The sequence below is a fragment of the Kluyvera ascorbata ATCC 33433 genome (genome assembly GCF_000735365.1).
Lineage (GTDB): Bacteria > Pseudomonadota > Gammaproteobacteria > Enterobacterales > Enterobacteriaceae > Kluyvera > Kluyvera ascorbata.
In genome coordinates this window covers 1-13,286 of the sequence record NZ_JMPL01000117.1, presented here as the reverse complement: position 1 = coordinate 13,286, position 13,286 = coordinate 1, and the positions used below count along the sequence as shown (strand labels likewise).

Annotated in this window: 15 protein-coding genes; 5 read left to right on the top strand and 10 right to left on the bottom strand. The window is 54.5% G+C overall.

Going from position 1 to position 13,286, the window contains the following annotated elements; translation table 11 throughout:
• Positions 1–161 precede the first annotated feature (161 nt).
• Positions 162–1,193, top strand: coding sequence for an AI-2E family transporter (locus GKAS_RS19590; RefSeq protein ID WP_035896632.1), 1,032 nt, complete (start codon positions 162–164; stop codon positions 1,191–1,193).
• A 3-nt stretch (positions 1,194–1,196) separates the two neighbouring features.
• Here GKAS_RS19590 and GKAS_RS24185 read toward each other — a convergent pair whose 3' ends face one another.
• From GKAS_RS24185 to GKAS_RS19550, 9 genes are all read right to left on the bottom strand, one after another.
• On the bottom strand, positions 1,197–1,370 hold the full coding sequence (locus GKAS_RS24185; RefSeq protein WP_072011442.1) for a GhoT/OrtT family toxin: 174 nt from the start codon (positions 1,368–1,370) through the stop codon (positions 1,197–1,199).
• A 197-nt stretch (positions 1,371–1,567) separates the two neighbouring features.
• A complete protein-coding gene (locus GKAS_RS19585) occupies positions 1,568–1,804 on the bottom strand; it encodes a hypothetical protein (protein ID WP_035896630.1) in 237 nt (78 codons plus the stop codon).
• A gap of 191 nt (positions 1,805–1,995) precedes the next feature.
• Positions 1,996–2,241, bottom strand: coding sequence for a hypothetical protein (locus GKAS_RS19580; protein WP_051910813.1), 246 nt, complete (start codon positions 2,239–2,241; stop codon positions 1,996–1,998).
• A gap of 80 nt (positions 2,242–2,321) precedes the next feature.
• The gene (patD, locus tag GKAS_RS19575; RefSeq protein ID WP_035896628.1) at positions 2,322–3,746 is read right to left on the bottom strand and encodes an aminobutyraldehyde dehydrogenase; all 1,425 of its coding nucleotides are present in this window, start codon (positions 3,744–3,746) and stop codon (positions 2,322–2,324) included.
• Between the two features lie 14 nt (positions 3,747–3,760).
• The gene (locus GKAS_RS19570; RefSeq protein WP_035896627.1) at positions 3,761–4,576 is read right to left on the bottom strand and encodes an ABC transporter permease; all 816 of its coding nucleotides are present in this window, start codon (positions 4,574–4,576) and stop codon (positions 3,761–3,763) included.
• Positions 4,566–5,495 (bottom strand): ABC transporter permease, encoded by a 930-nt coding sequence (locus tag GKAS_RS19565; protein WP_369708434.1) that lies wholly within the window; start codon positions 5,493–5,495, stop codon positions 4,566–4,568. Before GKAS_RS19565 ends, GKAS_RS19570 begins: the two co-directional genes overlap by 11 nt.
• 12 nt (positions 5,496–5,507) lie before the next feature.
• Positions 5,508–6,521: an ABC transporter ATP-binding protein gene (locus GKAS_RS19560; protein WP_035896625.1), complete on the bottom strand. Its 1,014-nt coding sequence runs from the start codon at positions 6,519–6,521 to the stop codon at positions 5,508–5,510.
• 17 nt (positions 6,522–6,538) lie between these two features.
• Positions 6,539–7,684, bottom strand: a complete 1,146-nt coding sequence (gene ydcS, locus GKAS_RS19555; RefSeq protein ID WP_035896624.1) for a putative ABC transporter substrate-binding protein YdcS — start codon at positions 7,682–7,684, stop codon at positions 6,539–6,541.
• Positions 7,685–7,959: 275 nt separating this feature from the next.
• Positions 7,960–9,372 (bottom strand): aminotransferase-like domain-containing protein, encoded by a 1,413-nt coding sequence (locus GKAS_RS19550; RefSeq protein WP_035896623.1) that lies wholly within the window; start codon positions 9,370–9,372, stop codon positions 7,960–7,962.
• Positions 9,373–9,948: 576 nt separating this feature from the next.
• On the opposite strand from GKAS_RS19550, the gene GKAS_RS19545 reads away from it, so the two are divergent.
• The 4 genes from GKAS_RS19545 to GKAS_RS24180 all read left to right on the top strand — a co-directional run bounded on the left by GKAS_RS19545 (position 9,949) and on the right by GKAS_RS24180 (position 12,821).
• A complete protein-coding gene (locus GKAS_RS19545; RefSeq protein WP_035896622.1) occupies positions 9,949–10,143 on the top strand; it encodes a hypothetical protein in 195 nt (64 codons plus the stop codon).
• A 145-nt stretch (positions 10,144–10,288) separates the two neighbouring features.
• Positions 10,289–11,689: a cytochrome ubiquinol oxidase subunit I gene (locus tag GKAS_RS19540; RefSeq protein WP_035896620.1), complete on the top strand. Its 1,401-nt coding sequence runs from the start codon at positions 10,289–10,291 to the stop codon at positions 11,687–11,689.
• Positions 11,686–12,696, top strand: coding sequence for a cytochrome d ubiquinol oxidase subunit II (cydB, locus tag GKAS_RS19535; protein ID WP_035896619.1), 1,011 nt, complete (start codon positions 11,686–11,688; stop codon positions 12,694–12,696). Before GKAS_RS19540 ends, cydB begins: the two co-directional genes overlap by 4 nt.
• The gene (locus GKAS_RS24180) at positions 12,696–12,821 is read left to right on the top strand and encodes a DUF2474 domain-containing protein (protein WP_181814566.1); all 126 of its coding nucleotides are present in this window, start codon (positions 12,696–12,698) and stop codon (positions 12,819–12,821) included. Before cydB ends, GKAS_RS24180 begins: the two co-directional genes overlap by 1 nt.
• A 178-nt stretch (positions 12,822–12,999) precedes the next feature.
• Here the strand turns inward: GKAS_RS24180 and GKAS_RS25205 are convergent.
• The coding region (locus GKAS_RS25205) for a hypothetical protein (protein ID WP_210436383.1) at positions 13,000–13,286 on the bottom strand (287 nt) is incomplete at its 5' end.

The following is a 13,286-nucleotide window of genomic DNA, read 5'->3' as shown; positions in this document are numbered from 1 at the left end:
TTGTCCTCAGTAGTTAAACACAGTTAATATCTAACACAAACATCTAAATATTTCAAAATGTTTGCAAATCTTTACTGATGTTATTTGATATAAATGCATTTATTATCAGTAGATTCGCAACTATCATATTCTGCATAGATATTCGCAGGAGTTAGCTCAACATGTCCAGGCCGATCATCACGCTTAATGGATTAAAGATAGTCATCATGCTGGGCATGCTGGTCATCATTCTCACCGGTATTCGCTTTGCCGCCGATATCATCGTCCCGTTCGTCCTGGCGCTGTTTATCGCCGTGATACTCAACCCTCTGGTTCAACTGATGGTGCGCTGGCGAGTACCGCGGGTATTGGGCATTTCGCTGTTGATTGGGGTGATTATTCTTGCCGCCGTTCTGCTGCTTGCCACGCTTGGTACATCGCTCAATGAGCTCACGCGCACGTTGCCACAGTATCGTTCCTCACTGGCGGTGCCTATTTATAATCTCGAGCCGTGGTTTCAGCGTTTTGGTATCAGCGTCAGCCCGGACGAACTGATTAAATACATTGACCCCAATGCCGCCATGACGCTGGTTTCTCGTTTTCTGAGCCAGCTTTCGAACGCCATGTCCTCTATCTTTTTACTGCTGCTAACGGTGGTGTTTATGCTGCTGGAAGTCCCGCAGTTGCCTGCCAAACTACAGCAAATCATGGCAAAGCCTACTGAAGGCATGGCGGCGATTCAGCGCGCGCTGGATAGCGTCTCGCATTATCTGGTGCTGAAAACGGCCATCAGCGTAGTGACGGGGCTTGTCGTATGGGGAATGCTGGAACTACTGGGGGTACGCTTTGCCTTTATCTGGGGGCTGCTGGCCTTTGCGCTCAACTACATTCCGAACATTGGTTCGGTGCTGGCGGCCATTCCCCCTATCCTTCAGGTACTGGTGTTCACCGGCTTTTACGACGCGCTTGTCGTCCTTGCGGGGTATCTGGTCATTAACCTTGTGTTTGGCAACATTCTTGAACCCCGCATCATGGGGCGCGGCCTGGGTCTATCGACATTAGTGGTCTTTTTATCGTTGATCTTCTGGGGCTGGCTGCTTGGTCCGGTTGGCATGCTGCTCTCCGTCCCGCTGACCATTATCGTTAAAATTGCCCTTGAGCAGACCGAAGGCGGGAAAAGCATTGCCATCCTGCTGAGTGATTTAAGCAAATAACCGTCAGAACAGCGACAGCATCAGCGCAACGGGGAAACTAAACGGCCACGTTGCGCCAATCAGCACGGTGGCAATCAGGCGGATTGACGTTGTCTCACGGGTCAGAAACCAGGTAATACCGGCACAGATAAGCGCCATAACGGCGTAAAAGATGAGCATATGCTGATATAGCGTCACCAATTGAATCCTTGTCATTGATCGTTAAAGCGGCGCAATATGCTACGTTTTTTGACGTACATCAAGTTTTTCGCCACTTATCGCTGAAATGTTTTTTGATCCTGGAATTCGGCTCCAGCCGAATTGACTGCTAAAAAGAGAAAACCCAGCACTACATTACGCCGCGCTGGGTTTTAATTCTGTGACACACCGTCCGGTTAGCGTTTTGGCACGCTGGCAGCAAAGATGCTGTCTGCCGTCGGGTCACTGACGTAGTGGTTGGGATCGTATTGCGGAATGACGTTCACCTTTTCCATATCCCAGGACTGCGCAATGCAGGCCGCACTGACTCGGTTTTGTCCTTCACAGGTCGCAACACGACCAACCGAATAAAAGGTCCCAATCCCCATCACCGCAGCAATCACTACGGCGCTACAAACGATACTTTTCTTCATCTTTCTGACTATACCTGGTTCTACAACGGCGCGGATCCTCGCACGTTGCATTGGGTATGTCAAAACCAGGGAGGAGTACGGGCAAGCGTCACGCCTACCGACAAGGGAGTAAATCGTCATCAAGCTCACCGGTAGACGCCCCCGGAGACCACACCATGTTTAGATAAACACTGAATAAGAAAAAGGCCGCCTTAGCGACCCTCTGGTTTCAACCGATTAAAAGCTTCCAGCCAATCATACCGGGTTTGGGTACCGACCTCTTTTTCTCCCTCTTCAAGTTTAATGATTAACCTTCTTTTATTGATGCTTTCCTGGTTAAAGAAAAAAGGAGCCAACCTTGTTGCCAGTGCCTCATACATCCGCTGCGCGACACTTTCACCCGCCTCGGGCCCCCACTTATCAAACTCATTTTTGATATCCTGGAAATCCTGATTCACACATCCTCCTAAGCCAAACCGATGACAGGTTATAAGGAATGCAACACCATAACGCGGTATGACATCCCTTGACCACTCACTCAGTGCTTTATCATCACATGGCGAACCACGGTGTAATCCTCAAGGCCATAGATGGACATATCCTTGCCGTAACCCGAGAGTTTCTGCCCACCGTGCGGCATTTCACTGACCAACATAAAGTGGGTGTTAACCCAGGTGCAGCCATACTGTAACCGTGCGCTCAGGCGATGCGCTCGCCCAACATCCTGCGTCCAGACGGATGAAGCCAACCCATATTGGGAGTCATTAGCCCAACCAAGCACCTGCTCTTCGTTGTCGAACATGGTCACGCTGACAACAGGGCCGAAAACCTCGCGCTGCACGATATCGTCTTCCTGTTTTGCCCCCGCCAGCAATGTCGGTTGGAAGTAATAGCCTGCACGGGCGGCTTTTTCTCCCCCGGTGACGACTTTGATATGCGGCTGCGCTTTGGCTCGGGCAACTGCCTCGCTCACTCGGGTAAGATGCGCCTGGGAGCTCAATGACCCCAGTTCGGTCGACTCATCTTCCGGGTTGCCTGATTTCAGACTCGCGACGGCAGCCCCTAATTTTTCCACCAGCCGTTCATAGATGCCCTTCTGCGCATAGATCCGGCACGCTGCGGTACAGTCCTGCCCGGCATTGTAGAAACCAAAGGTTCTGACCCCTTCTACCACGGCGTCAATATCGGCATCGTCAAAAACGATCACCGGCGCCTTACCGCCAAGCTCCATATGCGTGCGTTTAATCGATGGCGCGGTATGAGCAATAATATGTTCCCCGGTAGCAATCGAGCCGGTTAGCGACACCATACGGACTTTGGCATGACCGGTCAGTGGATCGCCAACCGTTTTCCCTCGGCCAAACAGCACGTTCAGCACTCCCGCAGGGAAGATATCTTTCGCCAATTCAGCCAGCGTTAAGGCGGTAAGCGGGGTAATTTCTGAGGGCTTAATCACCACGCAGTTCCCTGCGGCAAGCGCAGGAGCCAGCTTCCAGGCCGCCATCATGAGCGGATAGTTCCAGGGTGCAATTGACGCGACCACGCCCACCGGATCGCGGCGAATCATCGATGTATGGCCTTCAAGATATTCCCCCGCCGCCAACCCGTTCAGGCAGCGGGCGGCCCCCGCGAAGAAGCGGAACACGTCCACCACCGCCGGGATTTCATCATTCGTGACGCAGTGCAGCGGCTTACCGCAGTTGAGCGATTCCAGCCGGGCAAAGGTAGCGGCATGTTCTTCAATAACATCGGCTAGCTTGAGCAAGCATTCCGCACGGTACTTTGGCGTGGTTTGCCCCCACTGCACAAACGCCCGGTCGGCGGCCGTCACGGCGGCGTCAACCTGCGCGGCGGACGCTTCCGCGATGTTCAGCAGGATCTCACCCGTCGCAGGGTTATAGACCGGCTGGGACTCCCCTTCACCTGCGACCAGTTCACCATTAATCAGTAACTTATGTTGCATAGTATGATCCTGTTTTATTTAAATGTCGTACCACCGCTAGCGGCAGAATCGTCTTCGCGAGTCAGCCACCACGCCCCTAAAATCGGTATCATCGTTAACAGCATAACCATCAGTGCCACCACGTTAGTCACCGGCACGTCTCGAGGACGCCCCAGTTGGTTAAGCAACCACAGCGGCAGCGTACGCTCGTGTCCGGCGGTGAAGGTGGTGACGATAATTTCATCAAACGACAGCGCGAACGCCAGCATGCCGCCAGCCAGCAGCGCCGAGCCTAAATTTGGCAGCACCACGTGACGGAAGGTTTGCCACCCGTCGGCACCTAAATCCATAGACGCTTCCACAAGGCTCCACGAAGTACGGCGAAAACGGGCAATGACGTTGTTAAACACCACCACCACGCAGAACGTTGCATGACCGATAACAATGGTCAGCAGACCCGGCTCAAGATTAACGGCCTTAAACGCCGTCAACAGCGCCAGCCCGGTCACAATGCCCGGTAGCGCGATGGGCAACAGCAGTAGCAGTGACACGGCGCTTTTGCCAAAGAAATCACGTCGCCATAGCGCTGCTGCAGCAAGCGTGCCAAGTACCAGTGCGATAGCCGTCGACAGCGACGCAATTTTAAGTGACAGTGTCACGGCATCAAAAATATCGCCACGAGAAGCCGCCTCGCTGAACCAGTGCAGCGTCAGGCCTTTCGGCGGAAAGCTGAACGCCGCGTCTTCGGTGTTAAACGCGTAAATGGCGATAATCGCCAGCGGGAAATGCAGGAAGATAACGCCGCCCCAGGCGGCAATTTTAAGGAACAGCGGTGCCCTTTCAGAGTGCATCGAACGCTCCCAGACGCTTCACGAACGCCAGATAGAGGGCAATAAGAACAATAGGGACCAGCGTAAAGGCGGCAGCCATCGGCATATTGCCAATAGCCCCCTGCTGGGAATAGACCATGTTGCCAATAAAATACCCCGGTGGCCCCACCAGCTGCGGCACGATAAAATCGCCAAGGGTCAGCGAGAAGGTGAAAATTGAACCTGCGGCAATGCCGGGAATGGCCATCGGCAGCACCACGTGACGGAAGGTCTGGCGCGGACGCGCGCCGAGGTCAGCGGAGGCCTGAAGCAAGGAACCAGGTATCCGCTCCAGCGCCGCCTGCACCGGCAAAATCATAAACGGCAGCCAGATATAGACGAACACCAGGAAGCGGCCCAATCCGGAAGTCGAGAGCGTATTACCGCCCACGCCCGGTATTGTCAGCACCGCCGCCAGCAGCGCCTCCAGCCCCAGATGGTTAAGAAACCACTGTGCCACCCCATCCTTCGCCAGCAACAGCGTCCAGGCGTAGGCTTTGACGATATAGCTCGCCCACATCGGCAACATCACCGCCACGTAGAAAAAAGCTTTTTTCTTACCGTGGGTGTAACGGGCCATGTACCACGCCATCGGAAAGGCAAGCAATGCGCTGGCGACGGTGACCGAAAGCGCCATCACCAGCGTACGCACAATGATGTCGTAGTTGGCCGGGTTAAACAGCGCATAGAGGTTTGCCAGCGTCAGCGTTGGCGTGACGGACATGGTGAAATCGTCGAAGGTGTAGAACCCCTGCCAGAGCAGAGTCAACAACGAACCGAAGTAGACTATCCCAAACCACATCAGCGGGCCGAGCAGCAACAGAAACAGCCCGAGCGTCGGCCTGCGCCAGAACAGGCTCGATAAACGCCCCTGGCGGTGAACGGGAGGAACCGGCGTCATGCTCATCTCCATCTACCTCCCTCCATCCAGCGCCACCATCGCATCCCGCGCCCATGAAGCCTGCACCTGGTGCCCCACGATAGGGCCATCGGCATTGAGTCCTGCAGAGAAATTGGCCTGGCTGACCAGTAGCTTCTCGCCGCTTTCCAGCAGCAGTTCATAGCGCGTTGCCGCACCTTGATACTGCACGGCCTGCACGCGTCCCTGCACCTGCACTTCTCCGCTTTCGTTCAGACGAATATGTTCAGGCCGCAGCGCCCAGCTTCCCGCCATCCCGCAGAGCTTCTCCGCCACGGCAGGGTCGAAAACGTTAGAGGTCCCGACAAAGCTCGCTACAAACGGCGTTCGCGGTCGCAGGTACAGCGCGCGCGGCGTATCTACCTGTTCAATTTGACCGTTATTGAACACCGCCACCCGATCAGACATCGACAGCGCCTCACCCTGGTCGTGGGTGACGAAGATAAACGTGATGCCGAGATCCTGCTGGAGCTTTTTCAGCTCAAACTGCATCTGCTCGCGAAGCTTGAGATCCAGCGCGCCCAGCGGTTCATCAAGCAGCAGCACGCGCGGCTCGTTCACCAACGCTCGGGCAATCGCCACGCGCTGACGCTGACCGCCGGATAGCTGCGACGGCTTGCGTCCTGCCACAAAACCCAACGCGACCTTTTCCAGCGCCTGCACCGCTTTTGCCTGACGTTCTTTTTTTCCGACGCCCTTCACCATCAGACCATAAGCGACGTTATCCAGCACCGACATGTGCGGAAACAGCGCGTAGTCCTGGAAAACGGTGTTGACGTCACGCTCCCAGGGCGGCAGTTCGCTGGCGTGCTTGCCAAAAATAGAGATAGCGCCACCAGAGAGCTGCTCAAACCCGGCAATCAGCCGCAGACAGGTGGTTTTGCCGGAGCCGGACGGCCCCAGCATAGAAAAGAACTCCCCATCATGGATGGCGATGCTGACACCATCCACCGCGCGCACGTCACCATAAAGCCGCGAGACGTCATGAAATTCTACTGCATACGTCATGTGGGACTCCTGGATGATTAGCGGCCGCCCATAATGGCGATATAGTCCTGCGTCCAGCGGCTATAAGGCACGTATTTGCCGCCTTCAGCGATCGGCGTTTTCCAGAAGGCAATTTTGTCGAAGAAGCTGTAGCCGTTGGTTTCACAGCCTTTATCGCCCAGTAAGGTACTGGCCTTACAGCCTTCAGCGACCACCGGCAGCGAGCCAAACCAGGCCGCGACGTCGCCCTGCACTTTTGGCGTTAACGACCAGTTCATCCACTTGTAGGCGCAGACCGGATGTTTTGCTTCAGCGTGCAGCATGGTGGTATCCGCCCAACCGGTCACCCCTTCTTTCGGGAACACGGTAGCAATCGGCTGACCTTCGCCTTTAAGGCCGTTAGCCTGATACGGCCAGGCGCTGGAGGCCACCACGCCTTCGTTTTTAAAGTCGCTCATCTGCACGGTGGTATCGTGCCAGTAGCGGTGAATCAATTCATGCTGGTCGCGCAGCACCTTCAATACCGCCTGATATTGTGCTTCGGTAAGCTGGTACGGGTCGCTGATACCCAGCTGCGGCTGCGTAGCTTTGACAAATAGCGCAGCATCGGCAATGTAGATAGGGCCATCGTAGGCCTGCACGCGCCCCTGATTGGTTTTACCATCCGGCAGATTTTGTTTAACGAAGACGACGTTCCAGGAGTCTGGTGGCGTCGGGAAGGTTTTGGTGTTGTACATCAGCAGGTTTGGCCCCCACTGATAGGGCGTGCCATAAACTTTACCGTCAACGTTAAACCAGGCACCCTTTTCCAGGCGCGGGTCGAGGGATTTCCAGTTTTCAATCAGCGCCGTGTTAATCGGCTGCACGCGTTTACCCATGATCAAACGCAGCGAGGCATCGCCGGAGGCCGTCACCAGGTCATAACCTCCTTTCGCCATCAGACTGACCATTTCGTCAGAGGTTGCCGCCGTTTTAACGTTAACCTGACAGCCGGTCTCTTTTTCAAACTGGGTCACCCAATCATATTGTTTATCGGTTTGACCCCGCTCGATATACCCCGGCCAGGCGATAATATCCAGGCGCCCTTCTGCTTTTCCAAGCGACGTTGGGGGTTCGGCGGCATTCGCGGTAGCGACGGTCATCACCAGCGCGCACAGGCTGCTGCGGGCAAATTTCTTGCTCATAAAGTTTTTACTCCTGTCACAATGAATTTGAGCGGCAGCCGTGCCGTTAAAAAATATCTCCCTTAATAAAAATAGACATCACAATGCAGCACACCTGTGCAGCCGATATAAATTTGCACAGGTTGTGACCAAGGACGCATTCCGCAAAAATGGCAAAAGGACATTGATAATCTGGATTATAGACAAGGAGTTACCGGCCAGGAGAGCTATGCGTATTTCCTATGGCCGGTCTGTATCAGGACGAGGATGTCGTCCTGGAAGAGAATATGACGAGATTAATTCAACATTTCACGAATAAGCTGGCCCAGCGTTTCTACCGCGCGCTCTTCTCTTTCTCCCCACCCCCAGGCGGTATTAAAACGGAAGAATGACGCCCAGTTATCGGTCGTCGAGAACATTTTGCCTGGCGCGATGCTGATATGGTGCTCTAGCGCTTTTGCACTGAGCGCCCCGGCATCCAGCCCGGCGGGAAGTTCCAGCCACAGAAAATAGCCGCTGTCGTTATGATGAATATGCACTTCCGGCGGCAGCGCGCGCATCAGGGCCTGCCAGGCCTGCTGTTTACGCTCGGCAAGCTGGCGACGCAGACGCCGCAGGTGCGCGTCGTATCTCTTGGTTGCCAGATAATCCACCAGCGCCAGCTGCATAGGCGAACTGGTCGACAGCGTGCTCATGAGCTGTAAGTGCTGGATGCGCCGCGCGTGTTTGCCCGCCGCCACCCAGCCAATGCGAAACCCAGGCACCAGGCATTTTGAGAAAGAGCTGCAGTGCAGCGTCATATCGCTTTTATCCCACGCTTTGGCGGGCAGCGGTTTGTCGCGGCCAAAATAGAGTTCGCTGTACACATCATCTTCAATCAGCGTGACGTTATGTTCACTCAGGATCTCAATCAGGCGCGCCTTTTTCTCCGGCGTTAAGGTGAAACCCAGCGGATTCTGGCTATTGGTCATCAGCCAGCAGGCCTTTACAGGATAGGTTTGCAGCGCCTGCACCAGCGCATCCAGATCGATACCCTCTTTCACATCGGTGGCCACCGATAAGGCTTTAAGCCGCAGTCGTTCCAGCGCCTGAAGTGCGCCGTAAAAACAAGGGTTCTCGACGATAACCCAATCACCGGGTTCGGTGACGGCTTGCAGACTCAGATTGAGCGCCTCCAGTGCACCGGCGGTGATGACAATCTCATCGGGCGAAATGGTCATGCCCTGTAGGGCATAGCGCCGCGCAATCGCGTGACGCAGTTCGTCGTTACCCGGCGGCAGGTTTTCAATCACGCTCATCGCCGTTGCGGTTTTGCTGACCTGCGCTAACGAACGGTTTAGCTGAGGCAGTGGAAACAGTTTCGGGTCCGGAAATGCCGACGCGAACGGTAGCACTGAGGCATTACGACTGGCCTGCAACACTTCAAAGATATAGGTATTGATGTCGACGACGTTATCCGGCATCACCTGCGCCGGTGGCGCTGCCGCGCGCGGTGCAGCAGCACGCGGCGCGACATAGTAGCCAGATTGCGGGCGCGCAACGATACGGCCCTGGCTTTCCAGTAGCTGATACGCGTGGCTGACGGTCATAAAACTCATACCGCTGTTAACCACCTGTTCACGCAGCGACGGCAGTTTGTCGCCAGGAAGCCATACCCCAAGAGCTATCTGCTCCGTCATCTGCTCGGCGAGGCGCTGGTACTTTTTCATGGAGGTTTCCGGTGAATCTGACATTGCGACCATTTTATATCAGCGTTAATAAATATGCATTTTTTTGTAACTGATATGGGTTGATAGCGATTCGTCCGCGACTTCATATTTTGTGAATACGCACTAGTCACCATTAATTTTTACGTATTACCTTACAGAAACCGAAGTTACCGCTAGATTATGCTGATAATGCGGGGTCTGCACCTGGTGAAGGTGCCGATAATTCATGGGTCAGCCACGCCACGAATCAGGTTGAAGATTTAATTGCGAAACCGGAAGCCGAGAGTTAATGCTCTCATTTAACGCGCCCGTAGTGGACGCGTTAAGCCGTTCACCTGCGCTAAAAGGCGACAAATATCAAATATTAAGCGAGCCTGCTTACCATTTAAGCAAATCCTGTAAAAATGGGCACTTATTGACGTGAAAAAAAATATAAACACGGCATGATGTGCGCCTTGCGAAAACGGGCTCGGTTATTTCATCACGCCAGGCCAATCTCTATTTATCAATATTGCAAACCTTCATTTTGCAACACGATAGCCATGATTTTCATCATGCAGGCGGATCTCTTTTTACATGAAAATGACAAGTATTGAGCTATTGGGTTATTCGGCTGCGCTATGCTTTTCCTCCGTCGTCGCTTCCGGGGAATTACACTCTGAAGCGCTGGATTTGATAAACCCACTGCTGTTTATCGTGGCACTGGGCAGCGGGATGGTGTGCCTTTACCCGAAAACCAAAAAACTCGCCTCCCGGTTTACCCGGGGTTAACGCATAAGCAGAAGCGGCGATAACAGCCGCTAAAAAGTGAATGAAAAGTTAGAACTGTTATCATTTAATACCCGCGGACTGTCTCTGCCCCCCTGCGCCAACACGCCCTAAAATCACGCCGAGTCTTCTTCTCCACGGAGTTTGCATGTTCGGTCTTGATGCGTTTCACCTCGCGCGAATTCAGTTTGCCTTTACCGTTTCATTTCACATTATTTTCCCTGCCATCACCATCGGCCTCGCCAGTTATCTGGCTGTGCTTGAAGGGCTATGGCTGAAAACCCGTAACCCGGTCTGGCGTTCGCTGTACCAGTTCTGGTCTAAGATCTTCGCCGTCAATTTCGGTATGGGGGTCGTATCCGGGCTAGTGATGGCCTATCAGTTCGGGACTAACTGGAGTGGTTTTTCCCAGTTCGCGGGGAGCATAACCGGCCCGCTGCTGACCTATGAAGTGTTAACCGCATTTTTCCTTGAAGCCGGTTTTCTTGGCGTCATGCTGTTCGGCTGGAACCGCGTCGGGCCGGGGCTGCACTTCTTCGCCACCTGCATGGTGGCGCTGGGCACGATTATCTCCACCTTCTGGATCCTCGCCTCCAACAGCTGGATGCAGACGCCACAAGGCTATGAAATTGTTAATGGCCAGGTCGTGCCCGTAGACTGGTTTGCCGTGGTGTTTAATCCCTCTTTCCCTTATCGGCTCTTACATATGTCCATTGCCGCATTTCTGAGCAGCGCGCTGTTTGTCGGGGCATCAGCGGCCTGGCACCTGCTGCGCGGCAACCAGACGCCTGCGGTGCGCACGATGTTTTCCATGGCGCTGTGGATGACTTTGATTGTTGCCCCTATTCAGGCAATGGTGGGCGACATGCACGGGCTCAACACCTTAAAGCATCAGCCGGCCAAAATTGCCGCTATTGAAGGCCACTGGGAAAACCCGCCGGGCGAGCCAACTCCGCTATTGCTGTTTGGCTGGCCGGATATGGAACAGGAACGCACACGCTACGGGCTGGAAATTCCACTGCTGGGGAGCCTGATCCTCACGCATAGCCTGGATAAGCAGGTACCAGCGCTGAAGGAGTTCGCGAAGGAAGATCGCCCGAACTCAACTATTGTCTTTTGGTCGTTTCGTATTATGGCGGGGCTCGGAATGCTGATGCTGTTGCTCGGCGTGGCGGCGCTGTGGTTACGCAAACGACAGACACTGTACACCTCACGCCCGTTCCTGTGGTTTGCGCTGCTGATGGGCCCTTCCGGCCTGATTGCCATCCTCGCCGGTTGGGTCACCACCGAGGTGGGTCGTCAGCCATGGGTGGTCTACGGCCTGCAACGCACGGCAGACGCCGTATCAGCGCACGGCAACCTGCATATGAGTATCAGTCTGTTAACCTTCTTTGTGGTGTACAGCTCGGTCTTTGGCGTGGGCTACAGCTATATGGTACGCCTTATCCGCAAAGGCCCGCAGCCGTTTGACCATCCCCCTCAAGGAACGGCTGCGCGCCCGCTTTCCGCCGCCATAGATCCCCACTCATCCCAGGAGGAACAAGCATGAGCATCGACCTGTCCATTATCTGGTTCGTGATTATTGTTTTTGCCACCCTGATGTACATCGTTATGGACGGCTTTGATTTGGGTATCGGGATCCTTTTCCCCTTTACCCGCAATGCGCAGGATCGCGACGTGATGGTTAACAGCGTGGCTCCGGTCTGGGACGGCAACGAAACCTGGCTGGTGCTCGGCGGCGCGGGGCTTTTCGGTGCGTTTCCGCTGGCCTATGCCGTCATTATTGACGCATTGACCATCCCGCTTTCGCTGATGCTGGTTGGCCTAATTTTCCGTGGCGTTGCCTTTGAGTTTCGCTTCAATGCCACGCCGTCACACCGTCCGTTCTGGGATAGCGCCTTTATGGGCGGATCTATTCTGGCGACGTTCTGCCAGGGCGTTGTCGTCGGCGCAGTGATAAACGGTTTTGAGGTAACGGGACGCGCTTATAGCGGCGGTGCTTTCGATTGGCTGACGCCGTTTACGCTCTTCTGCGGCGTGGGGCTTACCATCGCGTATGCGCTGCTTGGCGCGACATGGCTTGTGATGAAGAGCGAAGCAACGTTGCAGCGCAGCATGAAGCGGAATGCTCGCGGTCTGCTGCTGGCATTGCTGGCCGTCATTGCCATCATCAGCCTTTGGACCCCGCTTCAGCATACCGCTATCGCCCAACGCTGGTTCAGCCTGCCGAACCTCTACTATTTGCTGCCGGTACCGGCGCTGGTTCTTATCGCCAGCGCGCTGCTATGGCGGCATCTGGCGCGAGCAGAGAGCCATGCTCAGCCTTTTATTCTGACGCTGATCCTGGTTTTCCTCGGTTTTAGCGGGCTTGGCATCAGCATCTGGCCGGCTATCATTCCGCCGTCCATAACCCTGTGGCAGGCCGCCGCACCGGCACAAAGCCAGGAATTTATGCTGATTGGCGCCCTCTTTATCATTCCGATCATTCTGGTATACACCTTCTGGAGCTACTACGTGTTTCGCGGAAAGGTCCCGCAAAACGAGGGCTATCATTGATGAAAAGTCGCTGGGCTTCACGCATTTTCTGGCTGGTGGCGCTGTGGGGTGGCAGCGTTCTGACGCTGGCAGTGGTCGGCAGTCTATTTCGTGTACTGATGACGGCTGCCGGTTTTAAGTCTTGATATAACAATGGAATGGCAGTTTTAGCTTTAAATCCCCGGACTATTCTTAATTGGCCGGGGCCTTCACATTTCCTCCATTTTTTATTGGTGAACTAAGGCCATTACACAAAAGCAATGTATGGAGTACATGATGAAAAAAATTATTGCACTGTCTGCAATCCTGGCTATGGGTCTGTGTTCAACCGCTTTCGCCGCTGATCATCAGGAACCACCAAAAAAACCACCTGTAGAACAGCAGCATAATGGTCAGCCGCCGCATGACAACAAAGGCCCTCAGCACGATGGCAAAGGTCAGCAGCACGACGGCAAAGGTCAGCCCCCGCGCGACCAAAAAGGCCAACAGCACGATGGCAAAGGCCAGCCGCCGCACGACAATAAAGGCCCGCAGCATGATGGCAAAGGCCAGCCGCCAAAACACGACGGCGACAACAAACTGCCACCAAAAGACGGGCAGCATGACTAAAT

Coding starts and splice junctions, on each gene's coding strand:
- GKAS_RS19560 (WP_035896625.1), bottom strand. CDS start 6,521: ATGACGTATGCAGTAGAATTTCATGACGTCTCGCGGCTTTATGGTGAC.
- patD (WP_035896628.1), bottom strand. CDS start 3,746: ATGCAACATAAGTTACTGATTAATGGTGAACTGGTCGCAGGTGAAGGG.
- GKAS_RS19545 (WP_035896622.1), top strand. CDS start 9,949: ATGAAAATGACAAGTATTGAGCTATTGGGTTATTCGGCTGCGCTATGC.
- GKAS_RS24180 (WP_181814566.1), top strand. CDS start 12,696: ATGAAAAGTCGCTGGGCTTCACGCATTTTCTGGCTGGTGGCGCTGTGG.
- GKAS_RS19570 (WP_035896627.1), bottom strand. CDS start 4,576: ATGCACTCTGAAAGGGCACCGCTGTTCCTTAAAATTGCCGCCTGGGGC.
- GKAS_RS19550 (WP_035896623.1), bottom strand. CDS start 9,372: ATGAAAAAGTACCAGCGCCTCGCCGAGCAGATGACGGAGCAGATAGCT.
- GKAS_RS19565 (WP_369708434.1), bottom strand. CDS start 5,495: ATGACGCCGGTTCCTCCCGTTCACCGCCAGGGGCGTTTATCGAGCCTG.
- GKAS_RS19540 (WP_035896620.1), top strand. CDS start 10,289: ATGTTCGGTCTTGATGCGTTTCACCTCGCGCGAATTCAGTTTGCCTTT.
- GKAS_RS19585 (WP_035896630.1), bottom strand. CDS start 1,804: ATGAAGAAAAGTATCGTTTGTAGCGCCGTAGTGATTGCTGCGGTGATG.
- cydB (WP_035896619.1), top strand. CDS start 11,686: ATGAGCATCGACCTGTCCATTATCTGGTTCGTGATTATTGTTTTTGCC.
- ydcS (WP_035896624.1), bottom strand. CDS start 7,684: ATGAGCAAGAAATTTGCCCGCAGCAGCCTGTGCGCGCTGGTGATGACC.
- GKAS_RS19590 (WP_035896632.1), top strand. CDS start 162: ATGTCCAGGCCGATCATCACGCTTAATGGATTAAAGATAGTCATCATG.